This window comes from Faecalimonas sp. LCP19S3_D12, from assembly GCF_052121495.1.
In the GTDB taxonomy this organism is placed as follows: Bacteria; Bacillota; Clostridia; order Lachnospirales; family Lachnospiraceae; genus Faecalimonas.
The window spans coordinates 39,394-59,941 of the sequence record NZ_JBQKED010000007.1 but is presented as its reverse complement, the minus strand read 5'-3'; the positions used below and the strand labels follow the sequence as shown (position 1 = coordinate 59,941).

The 20,548-nt window shown below is 40.4% G+C and carries 13 protein-coding genes; 2 read left to right on the top strand and 11 right to left on the bottom strand.

Going from position 1 to position 20,548, the window contains the following annotated elements; translation table 11 throughout:
* Positions 1-38 precede the first annotated feature (38 nt).
* The gene (locus tag ACTQXY_RS03470; RefSeq protein ID WP_441658279.1) at positions 39-1,253 is read right to left on the bottom strand and encodes an ATP-binding protein; all 1,215 of its coding nucleotides are present in this window, start codon (positions 1,251-1,253) and stop codon (positions 39-41) included.
* 3 nt (positions 1,254-1,256) lie between these two features.
* Positions 1,257-1,937, bottom strand: a complete 681-nt coding sequence (locus tag ACTQXY_RS03465; protein ID WP_441658278.1) for a response regulator transcription factor — start codon at positions 1,935-1,937, stop codon at positions 1,257-1,259.
* A 176-nt stretch (positions 1,938-2,113) separates the two neighbouring features.
* On the opposite strand from ACTQXY_RS03465, the gene ACTQXY_RS03460 reads away from it, so the two are divergent.
* Positions 2,114-2,536, top strand: a complete 423-nt coding sequence (locus ACTQXY_RS03460; protein WP_441658277.1) for a hypothetical protein — start codon at positions 2,114-2,116, stop codon at positions 2,534-2,536.
* A 51-nt stretch (positions 2,537-2,587) separates the two neighbouring features.
* Here ACTQXY_RS03460 and ACTQXY_RS03455 read toward each other — a convergent pair whose 3' ends face one another.
* The 4 genes from ACTQXY_RS03455 to ACTQXY_RS03440 form a co-directional block, all read right to left on the bottom strand.
* Positions 2,588-4,186 carry a CvpA family protein gene (locus tag ACTQXY_RS03455; RefSeq protein ID WP_441658276.1) on the bottom strand — a complete coding sequence of 533 codons (1,599 nt, stop codon included), beginning with the start codon at positions 4,184-4,186 and terminating at the stop codon, positions 2,588-2,590.
* A 13-nt stretch (positions 4,187-4,199) separates the two neighbouring features.
* Positions 4,200-5,645: a potassium transporter TrkG gene (locus ACTQXY_RS03450; protein ID WP_441658275.1), complete on the bottom strand. Its 1,446-nt coding sequence runs from the start codon at positions 5,643-5,645 to the stop codon at positions 4,200-4,202.
* 14 nt (positions 5,646-5,659) lie between these two features.
* A complete protein-coding gene (trkA, locus tag ACTQXY_RS03445) occupies positions 5,660-7,018 on the bottom strand; it encodes a Trk system potassium transporter TrkA (RefSeq protein ID WP_441658274.1) in 1,359 nt (452 codons plus the stop codon).
* A gap of 173 nt (positions 7,019-7,191) precedes the next feature.
* Positions 7,192-9,267 carry an elongation factor G gene (locus ACTQXY_RS03440; RefSeq protein ID WP_441658273.1) on the bottom strand — a complete coding sequence of 692 codons (2,076 nt, stop codon included), beginning with the start codon at positions 9,265-9,267 and terminating at the stop codon, positions 7,192-7,194.
* A gap of 158 nt (positions 9,268-9,425) precedes the next feature.
* Here ACTQXY_RS03440 and ACTQXY_RS03435 point away from each other — a divergent pair, with 158 nt between their 5' ends.
* Positions 9,426-10,526 carry a prephenate dehydrogenase/arogenate dehydrogenase family protein gene (locus tag ACTQXY_RS03435; RefSeq protein WP_441658272.1) on the top strand — a complete coding sequence of 367 codons (1,101 nt, stop codon included), beginning with the start codon at positions 9,426-9,428 and terminating at the stop codon, positions 10,524-10,526.
* A gap of 42 nt (positions 10,527-10,568) precedes the next feature.
* Here the strand turns inward: ACTQXY_RS03435 and ACTQXY_RS03430 are convergent, their stop codons facing one another.
* From ACTQXY_RS03430 to ACTQXY_RS03410, 5 genes are all read right to left on the bottom strand, one after another.
* A complete protein-coding gene (locus ACTQXY_RS03430; protein ID WP_441658271.1) occupies positions 10,569-11,171 on the bottom strand; it encodes a LysO family transporter in 603 nt (200 codons plus the stop codon).
* Positions 11,168-11,449, bottom strand: a complete 282-nt coding sequence (locus ACTQXY_RS03425) for a LysO family transporter (RefSeq protein ID WP_441658270.1) — start codon at positions 11,447-11,449, stop codon at positions 11,168-11,170. The genes ACTQXY_RS03430 and ACTQXY_RS03425 overlap by 4 nt, the downstream gene beginning before the upstream one ends.
* Positions 11,450-11,460: 11 nt before the next feature.
* Complete coding sequence (locus ACTQXY_RS03420) at positions 11,461-12,633, bottom strand: SpoIIE family protein phosphatase (RefSeq protein ID WP_441658269.1); 1,173 nt, start codon at positions 12,631-12,633, stop codon at positions 11,461-11,463.
* A gap of 1 nt (position 12,634) precedes the next feature.
* Positions 12,635-14,350 (bottom strand): [Fe-Fe] hydrogenase large subunit C-terminal domain-containing protein, encoded by a 1,716-nt coding sequence (locus ACTQXY_RS03415; protein WP_441658268.1) that lies wholly within the window; start codon positions 14,348-14,350, stop codon positions 12,635-12,637.
* A 120-nt stretch (positions 14,351-14,470) separates the two neighbouring features.
* Positions 14,471-20,470, bottom strand: a complete 6,000-nt coding sequence (locus ACTQXY_RS03410) for a beta-N-acetylglucosaminidase domain-containing protein (RefSeq protein ID WP_441658267.1) — start codon at positions 20,468-20,470, stop codon at positions 14,471-14,473.
* Positions 20,471-20,548: the final 78 nt, after the last annotated feature.

Genomic DNA, 20,548 nt, shown 5'->3' with positions numbered 1-20,548 from the left:
TCCTTCGTTTTTCTTTATTCTACGATACAAAAGTGACTCTAAAGTGACTTTTGGAAATCATTTTTATATATTTTTACAATAAACGTCGTGCCCTCACCTTTTTTACTCTTTACTTTCACTTCCCCGTTTTGGTATGCAATCATACTTTTCGTAAATGCCATGCCAAGTCCCATGCTGTCTTCTCTGCTTCCTTTCATCTTGTAAAAGCGCTCAAAAATATGCGGGAGTTCTTCTTTTTCAATCCCTTCTCCATCATCTGTGATTTCAAGTTTTGTATAAAGATTATTTTCCGACCACAAAAGCGCTATGTGTGCCGCGCCATGCTCCAGTGCATTTTTCAAAATATTGTGCAGAGCTTCCAAAAGCCATTTTTTATCACACCAAAGCGTAATATCTTCTTCGCCAGATGAAGCAATCCTACACCCACTCACCTCACAGAAGATTTTGAACGAATCTATCATCTTCTCTGACAATTCTGCCGCCATCGTCTCTTCTCTTTTCAATGTCAGTGTCTTTGAATCTAGTTTTGCAAGATTCAAAATGGTTTTTACGAACCACTCAATCTTCAGCAAATCCGCCTGCATATTATCAAGAAATGTCATCCTTTTTTCGCTTGGCATATCCATATATAGAATTTCATTTGTCATACGAAGAGAGGTAATTGGTGTCTTGAGTTGGTGCGAAATATCTGCGATCAGCCGCTCTGTCTCCTTCTTATTTTTTTCGAGCAGTTGATTCTTTTCCCTGAGAAGTACGGTGATATCATATACTTTATTTTTAAGAAGACTGAATCTTCCCTCTTCGTTATCCCGCAGATCCAGCGTTGCCGTTTCCTGAAGCACCTCCTCACAGTATTGTTCCAGTTCTTCAATCTGCTTTCCCTGCCTTTTCATGGCATATAAAAATATACCGACACAACCTGCACAGACCAAAAATAAAATTCCAGTCACTCCGCCCACTATCATCACCTGCTGATTTCCACCGGTTCGTTTCGGCAAAAAATTATCTTCCTCAATTCCATATTTCTTCAACACACTTTCTTCCTGAGACGCTACCCCATCCGAAGTCATCTGACGAATCGTCTCTTCCTCTACATCTGGATATCGCCTTACAATCTCTGTCACAAGGCTGTCCGTCACGTCGTACAGCCATCTGTTATTCTCTCGCTCCACAACTCCTGCAAATATCCATATACTGATAAGCCCAGTCAGTGCAAGAGCACACACACTGATTACAAATCTCTTTTTGTCCATAGATCACACCCCCGCCTTATATCCCATGCCACGCACTGTCTTGATGATCTTTGGAGCATTCGGATCTTCTTCTATCTTCTCGCGAAGTCTTTTGATATACACTGTCAACGTATTGTTGTTGACAAAATTGCCGGACTCATCCCAGATTCCCGAAAGTATCTGCCCTCTTGTCAGGATCCGACCTTTATTCTCAAAAAATAGGGCGAGTATCTTATACTCCAGTGCTGTCAATTCTATGCGCTCATTGTTCTTGTAAACCGCCCCTTGCTCTAAATTCATTTTCACATGCTCAATTTGAATTTCCTGTCTGTTTTCTTCCAAAATCCCGGTATGTCGGATCACATTTCTAATTCTGGAAAGTAGTTCCCGCGGACGAAACGGTTTCGTAATATATTCATCTGCCCCTAATTCAAATCCTTTTACAATCTCCTCTTCCCCATCCAATGCCGTCAGAAAGATAACCGGCAGTTCTTTTCTTGCTTTGATCTCCTCAAACAATTCAAACCCATTTCCGTCAGGCAATGTGACATCTAAGATGACCAATTGAAAATCCTCCGACTTTAACAGTTCCATTGCCTGCCTTGCCATAGCTGCCACTTTTATCTGAAATCCTTCACCTTCCAAAAAAAATTGAATGCTCTGTGCAATATGTGCATCATCCTCAATCAACAGTATTCTTATCATTTTATTTTCGCCTCTCCATAGTTGTACAAATTTTATAAATAATTTCAATAATTATATAACTTTTTGTAAAATATCAATATAAATTTGCGATATTTTATTGCTCTTCGGCAAAAGTTGTTGTATAATAAATAATATCATAGACAGAATAAAAAATACATAACAAAGGAGTGATTCCCATGGTATATTTATTAACAGGGCAAAAAGGCAGTGGCAAGACACAAAAGATGATTGAATTAGCTAATCAGAAAGCAAAAGCATGTGACGGTAATGTCGTCTTCATCAAGAACAGCCACAACGATACTTACAGTGTATCTTTTGATATCAGAGCAATCTGTATGGATGATTTCCCTTCCATCCGCAACATAGATGAATACACTGGTTTCATCTATGGCATGATCAGCTGCAACAGTGATATCGAAGTTATTTTTATTGACGGAATTTTAAAACAGACTAGCATTTCCCTTGAAAATATTCCAAGATTTGTCGATCGTTTAAGCAATATCTCGAAAAAGCACAATGTAGATTTCTACGTAAGCGTAAGCGCTGACAGAGAAGGTCTAAAAGATGTGAAGATGGAAAAATGTGAATTTTTAAATTAGAACGCGAAAAGAGTTGTGGGTCAGCCTCACAACTCTTTTTTTGCTTTTCATTTATTTTAAATCGGTTACAGTGTTCATCTTTTCTCCCACTTTGTACTCTACCGTAATCTCCTGACCTACATCGTACTTGATGATGTCGATATAGTCCACTACAGATACATCAAAGATGTCCTCGGAGCCTTCTATCATAATGTAATAGTGTGAATTTCCATCCACGACACCTTGCGCAATCTTTGTAATCTTACCTGTCAGTGTCTGGGTTTCCCGCGTATCTTCCTCTTCCACTTGGATTCCTTCTTTTAAGAGCAGCTCTTGATACCTTTCTTCACATTCATTTACCGTATCTCCGATTGCAACAACCTGATATTTATGGACATTCACCATCGCATATTTCTTGACAAGTCCTGCCTCGTCCTTCAGCGCAATGAAATATGTCGGTTCGCCGGAAATATTCAAAAGCAGCGGAAATGCAGCCTTATAGCCAAGATCCTGCACCTCTCCCTGAGCAGAATTCATCGCTGAACTCTCTGTTGCCCCTTCAATAGCGTAATATTTTGTCTCCATCGTACGCTGATTCATCAATACAAACCCTACATTTGACTGATCACCGCTTACGGATGTAACACCTGTATACACCCACACATCATCATCAATTGCAAGATAATTGTATCCTTCTGTCGTCTTCAGACAATCTTTCTGTCCAAGCACACTATTGAAAAATCCGTGTTTCAAAGAGCCATAGTAATCATATAACTGAACTAACAGATCTGCCGAATATGCACGGTCAATCCATTCCGGTACTTCATCAATCGCATAGTCCACTGTCTCACCGGTAATCGCATTGCAGAGAACAACCCGTCCGATTGTCTCACCACCAAACAAACCAATGTTGAATTTCTTCACCGGACACACCCAGTATGGAACCCCGTCATCGTCAATTTCAAAACTTAAATCATTAAAAATATAGGTTGGATATTTAAAACGCAAATGTCTGTAAATATTTCTGTTGAAATACTCAGATGTGGAATACTTCATCCCTTTCTCTAATTTTACAAGTTCTGTTGTCTGCGTCGCCATATCAATTCGGATATATGCCGGAATCCCATCCGACTGATTCGTCAGCCATTTGATTGGGTTCGCATAACGAAGCGGCGATACTCTCACCGGCTTATCCCGGTAGTTGATCTGGGTGTAAATATCGTCCACTTCAAACTGAGATACCATATCTACCATGCTTCCCATCTTACGGTTTCCGAGAATCGTAGCAGAGTCTTTGTCCAAAAGCGGAATCTGATCAAACGATAACTCTTCAATATCTTTTGTGAATTCTCCGTCTTTCACAGTTAAAAGCTTTTGATATTTCTTTGCATTGACAATTGGGGAGGACAATAATGTTCCCACTCCATAAATCAACACAACGCCTAACAGAACAAACAAAATTCCCTTCACAACCTTGGACTGCTTAATCTCATCTTTTCCAAGACGCCTTTTCCATATATAATACACCAGAAGCGCCACAATCAGTAGAATGATAAAAATCCAAAATTCTGATGAATGGATATTGATTGCCGGAATGGTTACGTAATAATAAATACATGCCAACAAAATGACAATCAGTATTCCAATAAGTTTCTTACTTGATTTTTTCATAATCTTCTCTCCCTTAAAATTTTCTTCTCCACAAGTTCGATGAAAACAACATTAAAAACGGGAAAATTTCCAATCTTCCGACCAGCATATCAAAACAGAATACAATTTTTGATAACACAGAAAATTTCGCAAAATTTTCAACCGGACCAACCGCTGCAATTCCCGGTCCCACATTGTTCAACGTTGTGAGCACCCCGGTAAATGTTGTTGCAAAATCAAAATTATTGATGGATACAACAAGAACAGATGCTATCACAATAAAAATGTATGCCATAAAATACACATATACCGCATGCATCGTCTCACCACTCACTCTTTTTCCATTGACCTTTACAACACTGACTGACTTCGGATGCAGTGTCTTTTTCACTTCCTGCTTGATACTTTTTAACAAAATTAAAATTCTCGATACTTTCATACCACCACCGGTCGAACCTGCGCACGCCCCGACAATCATGACCATGAGCAGTAAACACTTCGACAGCTCCGGCCAAAGGTTATAATCTGCGGTCGCAAATCCGGTTGTTGTGATAACGGAAGCCACCTGAAATGCCGCATAGCGGAATGATTTCAGCGGTGTCTCATAAATGTACATAATGTTGAACGTAATGATAATCGTCGTAGCTGCGATGATTCCCAGATAGGCTCGGACTTCTTCATTTTTAAATACAGCCTTTACGTTCTTTAACAGCAACAAAAAATACATATTGAAGTTGATTCCAAACAGAATCATAAATACTGTGATCACACCATCTATATATGCGCTGTCATAAAACGCAACACTGTTATTCCGGTTGTTAAACCCTCCGGTTCCTGCAGTGCTGAATGCATGGATGACACTATCATACAGATTCATTCCCCCCGCAAGCAAAAATCCAACTTCTATCAAAGTCAGTGCAAGGTACATTCCATATAAAATTTTTGCTGTTCCTCTCACCTTGGGAACCAGTTTATCCGCTTCCGGTCCCGGAACCTCTGCACGCATCAAGTGCATCGTATTCTTGTCATCTAAAGATGTCAATACCAGCACAAAGACAAGCACTCCCATTCCACCAATCCAATGTGTCAGACATCTCCAAAAATTCATGCCCATCGGCAAAGATGCAATATCCGTCAAAATAGTAGAACCTGTTGTTGTAAAACCGGACACAGTTTCAAACAGTGCATCGATATATTTCGGTATCGTTCCGGAAATATAAAACGGAAGAGCTCCGAATACAGACCATAAAATCCACGCCAATGCAACAATCACAAAACCTTCTTTTGCATAAATCATCGTATTCTCGGGCTTTTTACGTCCGAAGACCAAAAACAACACTACTAAGACTGCGCTTGTGATCAAAAATGAGCGCATCGTCACTTCTGCATATATTGCGGAAACGATTGCCGGGATGAGCATTACAAGAGCCTCTACCCCTAACATTCTCCCTAATACAAAACTTGTCATTCTATAGTTCATAATTGCATCTTCCTCTAGCTCAGGATATCTGTGATATCTTGAATCTTTCTTTCCAAAGTTACAACTACGACACTATCGCCTACCTGAAGGACGTCTTCACCATTCGGGATAATAATCTGACGCTTTCTCCCAATGCAGGCAATCAGGTTATTTGGCTTAATCGTAATATTTTTAAGCGGTACATTCGTATAATTATTCTCTTTTCTGATGATAAATTCCAACGCCTCTACCTGCCCATCAACGAGACGGTACATCGTCTCCACATTCGCACTGCACAGAGAATTTTGCCTCGCACGCACATAGCTTAAAATGACATCTGCTGTTGCACTTTTTGCAGACACAATACTGTCAATCCCAAGTCCTTCGACCATCTGTGCTCTTGTGTCTTCGTTTACCTTTGCGATAATCTTATTCACACCCTGCATCTTTGCAAACAATGCCATAATAATATTCTCCTCATCCATACCGGCAAGTGCAATAAGTGCGTCTGTCTCATGAATTCCTTCTTCGATCAAAAGATCATGATCCGCCGCATCCCCATGAATAATGGTAGCCTTAGGCAGAGACTCACACAAAGTTTCGCACTTTTTTAAGTCTTGCTCAATAATCTTAACTTGCATTCCCAAAGACAGTAGTTGTTTTGCAAGGTAAAATCCCACTCGTCCACCTCCGCAGATCAAAACTCTTCGAATCTTATTCTTGCAATCTCCCAAAGATTTAAAGAACAATTCAATCTCCCGATGAGATGCTGCAATATGAAGTTTATCCCCTTCCTGCGGAACAAATTCTCCGTCTGGAATATAAACTTTCTTTCCTCTTTGTACTGCACAGACGAGTATCTTAATCTGATATTTTCTATAAATCTCCGCCAGACTGTGACCAATGATCGGATTCCCTGAACGCAGCATAAATTCAACCAGTTCCACTCTTCCTTTCACAAATGTCTCAATCTTACTCGCCACCGGAAAAATCAAAACTCTTGAAATCTCATTCGCAACTGCCAGTTCGGGATTCACCGCCATACTCAGCCTCAAATCTTCTTTCAAAATATCTATCTGTTGATAGTAAATCGGGTTGCGAACTCTGGCAATCGTATGCCTTGCCCCTAGTCTTCTTGCAATCAGACAACTCAACATATTGAGTTCATCTGTAGATGCACATGCAATGACCAGATCTGCGTGTGGCACATCTGCTTCTCTTTGCACTTCTGCACTCACTCCATCCCCAGTAATACAAATAATATCCAGCTTGTTAGTTGCCGCCTTTAATTTTCCTGCATTATTATCAATTAGCACTACATCATAATTATCCTCAGAGAGCTGCTTTGCAAGTTTATACCCTACTTTCCCATCTCCAATGATTACAATCTTCATCGATTTTCCCTCAACTTTTTATTTTCATTCTTTCTGGATTCCCCTATAAATTCCAGACAGCATGGCAATTATAGCACCTTTACCTCAAAAGTACAATACATTCTCCAAAGGTTGTGTCACACAGACAAAAAGGTAAGGGCACCTCTCAAAAGTAATGCCCTTACCTGCCTTATTTATTCCTCAGCTGCACGCTTTGCAATCTCTTTTTCCTGCACATCAGAAGGTGCCTGTTCATAACGAACAAATTCATATTCATAAGAACCTCTTCCACCTGTCATAGAACGGAGTACGGTGCAATATCCAAATACCCCGGTCATTGGAATGTCTGCCTCAATGATCTGTGCACCACCTGCAATCGGTGTCATTCCAAGTACACGTCCACGACGTTTGTTCAGATCTCCCATAACATCTCCGGTATATTCATCCGGCACTGTCACTTTAATCTTTGCGATTGGCTCCAATAACACAGGACTTGCTTCCATAAATCCTTTTTTGAACGCCTGCATTGTCGCTGTCTTAAATGCCATCTCAGAAGAATCCACCGGGTGATAAGAGCCGTCATATAAAACTGCCTTCACACCTACAACCGGATATCCTGCTAAAGGTCCTTTCAGTACAGATTCCTGCAAACCTTTTTCTACTGCCGGGAAGTAATTCTTTGGAACTGCTCCGCCAACTACAATCTGTTCAAATACATATGGTGTCTCTAAATCTCCGGAAGGTTCAAATTTCATCTTTACATGACCGTATTGTCCATGCCCTCCGGATTGTTTTTTATATTTTGTATCTACATCTGAATTCTTTCGGATAGTCTCTCTGAAAGCAACTTTCGGTGTCTCCAAATCCACATCTACTTTGTAACGGCTTGCTAGTTTGCTCACAACAATCTCTAAATGTTGATCTCCCATACCATACAATAACGACTGACGATTCTCACTGTCATTTACCGCCCTCAACGTCACATCTTCTGCCATCATCTTTGCCAGCGCCTGAGATACCTTATCTTCGTCCCCTTTCGTCTTCACCACATATTTCATATATGTATATGGAACGGAATATTCCGTCTTTCCATACAGAACCGGAGTATTCTTCGTAGAAAGTGTATCACCTGTCTTTACGCCGGACAGTTTTGCGATTGCACCGATATCACCTGCGTGTAATTCTGAGACTTCCACCGGTTTATTTCCCTGCATCGTATATAATTTTCCGAGTTTCTGTTCCGTGTCATTCTCTGTGTCAAACAGTATATCCTCACCTTTTAAGACACCTGAGCATACTTTTACAAATGAATATTTTCCAATAAACGGATCTACCATTGTCTTAAACACATACGCTGTCTTTCCTTTTGAAAAATCATAATTTGCTTCAAAAATATCATTTGTCTTGCGGTTGATGCCCACACAAGTTCTCTTATCCGGACTAGGGAAGAAACGCACAATGTCAGACAACAGATTTGCCACTCCCTGCGCCTCTATATTTGATCCCATCGCAACAGGTACGATATCGCCGTCCATTACTTCGGTACGCATTGCAGAACGAATCTCTTCGATTGAAAATTCTTCTCCTGCAAAATATCTTTCCATAAAGTCTTCGCTCGTCTCGGCAACCGCCTCCATCAGTGAATCTCTTAAAAGCTGTAAGTTCGGCAAGCAATATTCCGGAATCTCACATTCCTCTCTCTGCCCGATTCCGGTATATCTTCTTCCCGCATTCTTGATGACGTTGATATACCCCACAAGCTTTTCATTCTCACGAATCGGTTGAAAATGCGGGGCGATCTTCTTGCCGTATCTTGCCGTCAGATCTTCCACAACCTGTCGGAAACTTGCATCATCCACATCCATCTCTGTCACATACACCATTCTCGGAAGATTATATTTGTCACATAACTCCCAGGCTTTTTCCGTTCCTACTTCTACTCCTGCTTTTCCCGAAACAACAATTACGGCTGCATCCGCTGCACTTACCGCTTCTTCTACTTCTCCAACAAAATCAAAATATCCCGGTGTATCCAAAATATTGATCTTTGCTTTTTCCCACTCAATCGGGATCAGACTTGTACTAATCGAAAACTCTCGTTTTTGTTCTTCTTTATCAAAATCACTAATCGTGTTATGGTCGGTTATCTTGCCCATTCGATTGGTTGCTCCTGATACATAAGCCATTGCTTCGACTAAACTAGTTTTTCCGCTGCCTCCGTGTCCTAAAAGTACCACATTTCTAATTTCGTCTGTTCTGTAAACTTTCATATTTTGCTGCCTCCTTATTTTTGTAGTTTCTCATGTGTATATTGTACTAAAATTCACTCAAAATTACAACTCTTTTATTAAATTTATACAATTTATTTGTCTTTTACTTTAGTGTACAATAATTGATAAGTGAAAATAAAGAAAGGATAGCAAATATTATGAACAAACCTTACAAAATCGGTTTTATCGGGCTTGGATTGATTGGCGGTTCCATCGCCCGTGCAATCCGTCAGTATTACCCTGATTCCGAGATTATCGCCTTTGACAAAAGTAGAGAGACGCTCGCGCTCGCCACGCAAGAATCTATAATCAACGTAGCCTGCACTTCCATCGATAACAACTTTTCCAACTGTCACTATATTTTCCTATGTGCACCGGTCTCATATAACACTGCGTATTTAAAGCAGATCAAACACTATGTTACCAAAGACTGTATTCTCACTGACGTAGGCAGTGTAAAGACTTCGATTCACGAGGAGATCATCTCTCTTGATATGGAAGAAAATTTTATCGGAGGACATCCAATGGCTGGTTCCGAGAAGTCCGGTTTTTTAAATTCCAAACCGATGCTGATTGAAAATGCGTACTTCATCCTGACTCCATCTTCGACCGTATCGCAAGATAAAGTGACTGCATACAGCACTTTTGTAGAATCGTTAAAAGCACTTCCGGTCATCTTGGATTACAAAGAGCACGATCTGATCACTGGAACAATCAGCCATCTGCCACATATTATTGCATCCACCTTAGTCAACTTTGTAAAGGATACGGATACAAAAGATGAGTTGATGAAACAGCTTGCTGCAGGAGGATTTAAGGATATCACGAGAATTGCCTCTTCTTCTCCGACAATGTGGCAGCATATCTGTCTGAAAAACGGAGACAATATTGTCAAAATTTTGGACGCTTACATTGACATGTTGAAAAATGCAAGAGATTCTGTCGCAGAAAGCTCCGAGCAAAAATTATATGATTTATTTGAGACATCTAAAAATTACCGTAATTCCATTCCGGAAGGTTCCTCCGGACCGATCAAAAAAGTGTTTGCGATCTACTGCGATATCATCGACGAAGCAGGGGGAATCGCAACAATTGCGACCATACTTGCCTCAAACAATATCAGTATCAAAAATATTGGCATTATACATAACCGTGAATTTGAAGAAGGTGTTCTGCGTATTGAATTTTACGATGAATCTTCTTCCCATAAGGCAACTGAGTTGCTGCAAAAATACCGCTATATTGTATATGAACGTTAAAAAGACGGGATTCCCGTCTTTTTTTCTTGCACAATATACTAATCATAAAATTCCGTTAAACAGTTTTATCAATACCGGAACCGCTGCCGAACAGATAATTCCATTCAAAACTGCCATCATCACCACTTCTCCTGATGTATATTTCATCAGCATCGGAAGTGTCGTATCCTCACTCGTAGCTGCAGCGGGAGCAATCGCCGCATATCCGTTAAAATATTTTACTACAACCGGTATGATCATAAACGAGAAGATTTCCCGCAAAAGATTACACAGAAACGCAATCGTACCAATTTTTGCACCTGCTAGCTCCGTCACCAGAACTCCAGAAAGGCTGTACCAGCCAAGCCCCGACACAATCATCAGACTGTCCCTTAAGCTTTCCCCTAAAAACAGACTGCACACAACACCTCCAAAAATGCTTCCCAAAATAACTCCTATTGGAATCAATAAAATTTTCACATGATGCTCTCTTAATTTCTGGAATACACCTTTGTTCGCTCCAACGCTGATCCCGACAGAAAACATCAGCACATACAACACATGCTCTGAGTGTCCGGTCAGAAAATCAATTATATCCTCCGGAAGAATTCCATTTCCCAGAAACACTCCCGCTGCCAGACAGCACACTGCGATCACAACCATCATATTTCCGCATCCTCCTTACTCTTCATAAATACTTTCGTAAGTCCATAGACGATCAAAATAGATCCTGCCACCGCAGACAACATATAGAGCACACTCTTCCAGCCAAGTTCTGCCAGTTCATTAAAAAAGTTTTCTCTGCTTCCAAGCGAGACGCCCATAATAAAAATCAAAATCCCGGTTAAAACAATCTGAAGCACTCCATTTACCTTCAATGTTTTCTTCAAATTCAGTTTCATACCGATGATAACTCCAAGCATCATAATTACAAGTATTAACATATTTCCTCCAACTAGTAGTATTTTACGCACACCTGTTTTCCCATCTTCCTTGCCACCTCCTGAAGCTGTTCTACCAGATTCATTCGGATACTTAAGTCAAATGGAAGATTGGAATTTTGGTGTGCTTCATTCGTTGCCGTCCCCACAAATAAATGAATGTCCGTACATTCTTCGATTAACAGCCTTGCAAGTCTGGATGCTCCATTATCCGCATCCAACTCATCAAAAAATTCCACGTCAAAATCATCTCTCTCATATTTCTTGAGCAGTTTTAATGCTTTTCCAAGTGTCAGAACTCCCTCTGTCACCAAATCCAAACCTTCAATCGCAGCAGTCGGCGGCACTGATGAATCTTGATAATTCACCGATGTGACAATGTTTTTCTGCAAAACTCGCGCCATAATATTCGCACTCGTCCCTCCTGACACAACCTTTGATCCCTCTTCTGACATAAATTCCCGCACCATACGCTCATCATCATCTTTGCTTTTTGGCGGACCGGTAAAAATGTTCACGATTTTTCGATTGGTCACACGCATGACTGCAATCGTCGTGTCATCCCCCGGACGGTGGGCATACAATTCATTGCACAGATCACTCAAAAGAGCGGTCAATCTCGAAGCAGAAAGTGTATCTTTTGTGCATTTCAGCGTATATTCTGCCATCTCGTTCCACGTCCAGCTCAAATTCATAAGCTCTCCTTCTCCGGCGTAGGTCACACCATCGCTCATCAAAACAAAGCAATCATTGAGCTTTACCTGAAAACGATATTCACGTATTGTTTTCCCTTCGATTATACGTTCTTTGTACGGATAATCCACAATCTTTTTATCCCGGATAAAAATGCAGCTTGGATTGTCAAATTCGACGAGATACGCTTCTCCATTGTGAGCAATCTGAAGAATGCTAAACGTTGCATACGCCACCTCTCGCACTTTGCAGATCGGCAGGGTCTTTGCGATCGTCTCCACCGCAAGCTCAATGGAAGCTCCATCCCGAAACATTGTCTTTAGGATTTTTGAAGTGAGTGTTGCAAGTATGTTCGCTTTCACACCGCTTCCCATCCCATCAGCCAGAATCAAAACATCTGCCTTATCCGTCTTCAGCACCTCCACCTTATCTCCGCAGAGTTCTTCCTGATATTTGTTCAGACTTTTCCACGCAACATCCACACTAACACCCATGCTACTCCTCCTCATCCATCAGGATTGAATCCCGTAATTTCGTAAGCGTAACCTTTGTCTCCGCCGTTGTCTCTCCTAAAAGTCCCGCAATTTCCTGCGCCACCATCATCTGCTTATCAATAACCTTCTGTGCAGCATCGATTGTCTCCATCTTTAAACGGTACCGCTTTTCCTTCGCCTTCTCCTCTTTCGTGATATCCTGATAAATGACAAGCACTGATGTAAGATTCGGAATATACACAATTTTTTCTTCCGCCTTCAAGTGAATCTGCGGTAAATCTACTTTTTTACTCATAATAGACTGTTTCGTTTCAAGCACCATCTCGATATCTTCCGTCTCGATAAACTCGAATATGTATCGCTCCAGCGCTTCTTCCCTGCTGACTCCCAAATGCTGCTGCGCCATTCGGTTGCACTCTCGAATCCGCATCTCATCATCTATGATGAAAATCAGATTCGGTGTCACATCCAGCACAATATTCGACATCGATTCTGCCTGTGCAATCGCATACGGAAGACACATCCCAAGTTCTGCCTTCTTCTGAAATACCGCTGTCGCTTTCGCCCGACAGGTCGAATACCCGCATGCACCACAGTTCAATTCATCCTCTTTTTTATACTTTCCGATTGCCTGCAGTAATTCTGTCAATTCCTCCTCTGTCGGAACTTGTTCGTGCTGACTGCGATCCAAAAATGTTTTTTGCATTGATATGCAATCATATGGAATATCCTCAGAAGCGGGTGCATGTTCCACCTGTGCTTCAATCTGCACCTTCGCTTTCACAAAAGAATTCTGCCACTGATCCGATGCCGGTCCTTTAATGCAGCCGCCGTCACATACATTTGCCTCGATAAAGCAGTGGCTGAGTTCTTCCTTCTCCATACTTTTAAATAGTTCCATACAGGCATCCAGACCGTCCACGTAAAGTTTGTGATATGTATCCTTCATCTCTTTTTGTTCCATCACGGACTTTACAATTCCTCCTCCAACCGGATAAATGCGGTTGATCCTCGGATCCGGATTTCCAAACAGTTTCTCTTCGCATTCCGATATTGCGATTCCTTCTGCTTTCAGCCATCCGCCAAGCTCCTCGAATGTCAGAATTGCGTCCACAGCCCCAAATACCCTGTCATCTCCAACTGCCTCTTCTTTTTTTGCAATGCAAGGCCCTAAAAAAACAACCTTCACATCCTCACCATAGATCTTTTTGATCAGCCGCCCATGCGCGATCATCGGCGATACTATCGGAGTCATATATCTTGTCAGACTTGGATAGTATTTTTCGATCAGATCATTCACACTTGGGCAACAGGTTGTAATCAGATTTTTCATTACTCCTTCTTCCAGAAGTTTCTGATATTCACGTGTGACAAGCGCCGCTCCCTCTGCCGTCTCGCGCACTTCAAAAAAACCAAGTTTTAACAGTGCATCCACAACCTGTCCCGGATTTTTATACTCCAACACTCCAAGATAAGATGGAGCAATAGAAATCACGGTTTTCATCCCCTGTCTCAGATACCCTTTGACACGCTCCATATCACTTGCGAATGTTTTCGCATTCTGCGGGCAGACCTCCAGACAATGCCCACAGTGAATACAGGCTTCCCGAATAATATGCGCCTGTTCATTTCGAACTGAAATTGCTTTTACACTGCAATTTCGGACACATTTATAGCAATGCCTGCAATTTGCATCTTGAAAATCAATCACTTTCATTTTCAATCTTCTCCCCTTTCCCAGAGTCGCATTTTCTTCTTTTTAGTATACTCAATTTCTCCGGTTTCCGCAAGGAAAACCCCTTCATACCACTACCGATATGAAGGGGTTCTCTCATTCTTAATTATCATCTTTTTTTCTGCGTCCCAAGATATAGCCGCCCGCTAAAATCATAGATGAGAAGATGCCCAATACGCTTGTCGGATCTCCTGTTTTTGCCGGTTTCTTGCTGTCTGGCTTGTTCTTATCCAGCTCAGTCTGAGTTGTTGTTTCCTTCAATGCACCATATGCTGCATTCAACACTTCTAATGCTTTGTCAACACTGCTTTGTGTCGCATTTTCATCTGCCAATACCGCTTTCGCATCTACCAATGCTTTTGCAAACATTTTCCAGCTGTCCGGTGTATAGGCTTTTTCCTCTAATTTACTGTAGGCATCTACTTTTTCCTGCAATTTAGATTTATCAACTTCTGGTTGAGGGTTCGGAGTCTCTGCTTCTTTCAGATTTTCACGCGCTTGCACTAAATCCTGAAGCATTGCATTCACAGTATCCTGTGTTACGTTTCCATCTGCCAATACTGCTTTTGCCTTATCTAATACTTTCACAAATGCCTCCCAACTATCTGTTGTGTATGTATTTGAATCTAGTTTGCTGTACTCATCCACTTTCGCCTGCAATTTCGTTTTGTCTACTTTTGACTCCGCTTTTTCCAGCTTTCCGTATGCTTCCACTAAGCTTTGAAGCATTGCATTTACTGTCTCTTGTGTCGCTTTGTCATCTGCTAACACTGCTTTTGCATCTGCCAATACCTGTTCAAATATCTCCCAGCTGTCTGCCGTATATGCATTTGGATCTAATCTATCGTACTCATCTACTTTCGCCTGTAATTCCTTTTTATCCACTTCTGGTGTTTCAGGTTCGTTTGATTTTTCTTTCAGACCTGCAATCGCATTTTTCAAAGTCTTTGTACCTCTGTCCACAACTTTTTGTGTAATTGCATTTTCTTTTATATTTTGCGCATTTTCATATGCTATTTTAAATGCATCATAAGACTCTTCTGTATATTTGTCCTGTTCCTGTTCTTTTGTTTTTGCAATCGCAAACTGCTCTTCTAAGGCTTTGTAATCAATCTCTTCTGTTTTTTCACCTTGAACAACGACATTCACACTTGCTTTTTTGTTCTCAGTATTTACAATATCATTCAGACTCAACATTCCGTCAACAGTATGTGTATCTTCTGTGCCCATATCTACATTTCCAGCTTTCCAGGTTACTGGAACAAGTACCTTCATAGGATCTTTCATCTCTTCGACTGTAACCCAAACTCCATTTACAGTCGGAAGCTTCGCATTATCAAATGCACTGTCTTTCTGAACGAAAATATCCATGTTTCCAGATACACTTTGAACGCTCGCATTTTCATGTACATATCTTCCGATAACTTGTGCATCATTGATTCCAATGCCATGACCTGCCGCTGCACTATTCATCTCTTTGAAAAGCATTTTCACATAGCGGGCAGAAACCGGCGTCTCAAACTGAATATCGTCTTTTGGATGCGCCTCACCATCGTGTTCTCTTGTTAAGGTTTTTACCGTCGTCCAAGTCTTGTTGTCATTTGATACTTGTACTTCATAATTTATCGGATATACTTTATTAAAATACGAAACTTTCAGTCCATCAATCAAATTGGTCTGCTCACCAAGATCAATCGCAAACCACGCTTCCTCACTTGTGGCTTCCTCTCCTTTAATGAGATCACTATCCCATTTTGTAGTTTCGTCTCCATCATTAATGGACTCTGGCTCACCATTGCTTGTTCCCGATACTGTCACTGTTTTTTTCAGACCAATATTCTGCTGTTCCGTAATTTTCAATTGAAGTGATTTTAATGCCTCCTGCAATTTTACGGTTGCCTGCGTCACTTGATCCTGTGTCGCATTTTCATTCTCTGCAACCTTCTTCGCCTCTGCAATAACTGCTTTCAAGCTTTCTTTTGAAGCTTTTGTGTAGTCTTTTGACTCTACTTTTCCCTCAGCTTCTTTGATTACCTCGTTGAGAGTAATTTTATCTACAGCTTTTATTTCACGTCCGTAAATCTCAATTTCTTTTACACCAACACCATTTCCTGTTGCCGCTGTATTGAGCGTATTAAAATACAATCTCACATATCTTGCGGTGAATGGTGTTTCAAAATCAATCGTTTCCACTGGGTTGACCGGACCATCATTATTTTTTGTCATAGTCTTTGTAATATCTTCCCAGTGTTCCCCATCCTCAGATGTCTGTACAATCCATGAGGTCGGATAAATTTTGTTATGGTAAGAGACTACAATTTTATTCATCTCATACTGCTTTTCTGAACCAAAATCGAGATAAATCCATGCATCCCCGATATCCTGCGCTTGTTGTCCCTGTCCATTCTTAATACTATTGCTATCCCACTTTGTATTTAAATCATTATCATTTACATTGTTTTTGTCTCCATCCGAATGACCTGATTCTTCTACTTTAGCAACTGATGCAATATTTTTGTATGGTTTTTCACCCGGTTCAACAACTATCGGATCTACATATGTTCCTATGTCATCTGATGTATTTTCCCCAAATACAACATTAATTTCATGTAGTGAAACTTCCTCTTCCTTTTCCCACTCGATGCGAATGGATTTTATCGGTTCTTTTTCTTTGACATCCATCACAGTAACACTCTTATCTAATGTACCGAGAAGTTTCTTTCCATTCTGTGTTACCGCATATAATTTGCCAGATCCAGCTGCCCCCTGCAAAACAGAAATCTGAGTTATATTCGTATTTTCCGACAGTCTGTATTCAACATAATCCTTTGCCTTTACTTTTGCTGTAACTAAAGATGATATATCTTTATCCACAATTGCATTGAGATTCCCTTCAATACTTCCAATGATTGTATCTGCCTGCTCACCAGTCTCTACCTTATCATTAATCTGAATTTCATGTAATTTCAATTCATTGTTATTTGCTCCTGTAAAATAAATTCGCATATATCTTGCACTTGCACCTTTTCCATTTCCCCTTACATAACGATATGGCACTTCAAATACGGAATCATCATTCACAACTGTTGCTACATCTGTCCACGTTGTATTATCTTCCGAAATTTGGATTTTCGCATTATAAAATCTTTGATCTCCGTCTGTCGTCACAGCAGTCACATCGTGGATCTCCATCATATTCCCAAGATCAAATGTGACAAAAGTATCTTTTACTTGCTTTCCCCTTGTCAAGGCATATGTAGATAAATCACCGTCAAAAATATTATCATAGCTTCCTTCTGCCAAGCCTTCTGTATTTGTTGCAAGAAATGTTGGTTCTGCATGCAATCTTCGTACAGTCATTCCTATTTTTTTGATGTCTGTCTGAACTGCTGCATCTGTTTTATTAACCAAACGCAAATATTTTACACCTACATCTCCATTTGCTTTTGAAACATCTGTCCAATCTAATGCATTGTATGAATATTCCAAAGCAAGTCCTGTCTCTTGGGTAAGCTCTTTTGAAAAAGCAGTGGCAATCACCGGCTGTTTCAATTTGATTCCTACATACTGTCCTTTGTTCAATGACACTGTATTCAAATCTCTGACACTTATTTCTGAACCATCCAAAGTTAACGGAGTAGCTTTCAGTGACTCCACATTTGTATAAACCCTATCTTTCGCCACTTCCTTTTTATTGACTGTAAACTCTCTTACATGAGTCCAATAATTAGGCTTAGAACCAAGTCCAGTCTCTACAAGATAATACCTCACATATCTTGCCTTTATATTTAGATTATCCACACTAATGGAATGCCCGTCAGCTTCACCATTGGAATTATCAACAAGTGTTTTCCAATTCTTTCCATCTTCTGAATATTCCAAACGCGCCTTATGGAAAATATCATGATCTTCACCATTATTTCCTTGAAGAATGGAAATATCTTTCACATTGATTACACCGCCAAGATCAAGTCCGAAATAATCTCCACTTTGCTGATTCATATTCCAAGTTACAGCTGTCTCAGAATTTCCATCATACATTTTCTTTCCATTTGCATCTAATGTTTGTTCTGCTCCGCCAATTCTTGCATATAAAGTAGGTTTCAACATTTCACCACTTGGATCTAAAATTGGCGCAAGCTTATTTTTCGATGCAGTGATTAACTTTTCTACAAATGGCGCAATTCTTTTAGACCCCGACTTGGCAATACTGTTAGATTCGTTCTTATACGTATAAGATGCCTCGTAACCTTTGCTCGCACCACTTAATTTTTCCCATGCCAAAGAAGGATTATTGTCTTCTAGTGCGATTAGACTTTCAATTGCCTTTTGTCCTGCCTGTGTCAAATCATTAAGCGAGTTCAGCCATGGTTCTAGTTCTTTTACCAAGTCTTTGTTGGTACATTTTTCTTTAAACTCCTTTACTGCAGCAACAATATCTTTAAATTCTTGTGCCACTTGTTTTACTGTTTCATTGTCCTTGATAGTTTCTTCTGAATCTACTAATGCCTTCACCGTATCAAGTTTTTCTTTCAAATATTCTGATTCTGGGAATCCATTCGGTATTCTGCCAGACCCCGGACAGTTCGCAACATTACTTGCAATTTTGAAATAAGCATCTCTTACTTCTGGCTGCAAATAATTAAATGCACTCTCCCAAATTTTCTGTGCATTCTCCGTATAATTCGCATTATTCCAAACTAGAGCCGCCAACTGATATAAGCCAACCTCATTTGCATAGGCATATCTACTCGGGTTAGAATGGAAACCTGCAAGCCCTGTTACTCCATTATTTGCATAATGTGTGATATCACCAAGAAAGATTCCTGATCCTGCGTGCTCATTAACCGGATAATTCAACCAAAAATCCGGGGCATGATTTGTCTTTTCTTTCAAAAAGTTTACCGTCTCCTGCGTGATTGGCGCATTTACATCAGCTCCAGTCCAATAGATATTAATATCTTCATCTAACTTTTTCATCGCCTCAAGTTCTTCACCTTTTCCAGACCACGCCTGATTATAGCCTTGTGGACAGTAAGTCAAAGGCTTACAGCCTTTTTCTTTCAAATATTTATTAATTTTATTCAACACTTCCACAACTGTTGCATGAGAACCACCACCGAAGTCATCATTCAACACGTCAATTCGCTTCACACCAATTCCAATTAACTGATCTAACTTATCCGTCAGTTTTTTGTACTGAGTTTCAAAATTAGGATCTGATGTACTTGTAAACGTTTTAAAGAAAGAGCCTAAATGAATAGACCAGGCAAATTCGACCTTCGTCTCCTTTCCTTTTTCCACCAACTTCTTTAACTCATCTAATGTGTCTTCTGGGTATTTCTCAGCCCACTTACTCGTATGGTATTCATCCCCCTTTGCTGCATAGACATAACTGTTCATCTTATAGTCTTTTGCAAACTCCATCAGATCAGCGCGCTCTTTAAAATCCCATGCACCGTAAAATCCTTCGATATAGCCTCTAGTCGCAACTGTCGCATAATCTTCAATATGTGCATCTAAGAACTTCTTCCCCGAGAACGAAGAAAACATCATCTGCAAAGTAGAAACACCGTGGAAAGTAGCATCTGTATCTTTTCCCTCGATTACAATTGTTTTTGTTTTTGCATCAGCATCTAAAATGTAAGCATCCGACTTCTTAAACAACTCTTTGTCATTCTGAGAAACAGACTTTTCTTTCATATATGTATCAGCTGCACCGTCTGTCTTTTCCACACCAAGGATAATATTCGTATCTCCAGATTGTACATTCTGAGATTCCGAAGGTGTGATTCCATACTCTTTCAAAACCTCTTTCACATATTTTTTTGTATGTTCATCGACACCCTTTTCTGTTACAATTGTCACTTTTTCCTTATCTAATGTAAACTCCTGTTTTTGTTCCGGATACGTCACTTTCTGTGGAAGTGGATAGATTGCATAGGCATTCGGGTCTTTGGAACAATCATTTTGCTCCGCAGGTGCCGCTGGTGTTGTTTCCTCATTCTTCTTTGCAGCAGCTGCCGGAAGAACAGAGGTTGCTGTCATCGCACAAACTAACGCTGCACTTGCTACACGTAAGGATTTTCGTTTCTTTTTCATATTTTTGCTCCTCTCGTTTCTTTTTTCACATATAGTTCATTATAGCATATTTACAATTTCTTCCAAAGAGTTTTTTTC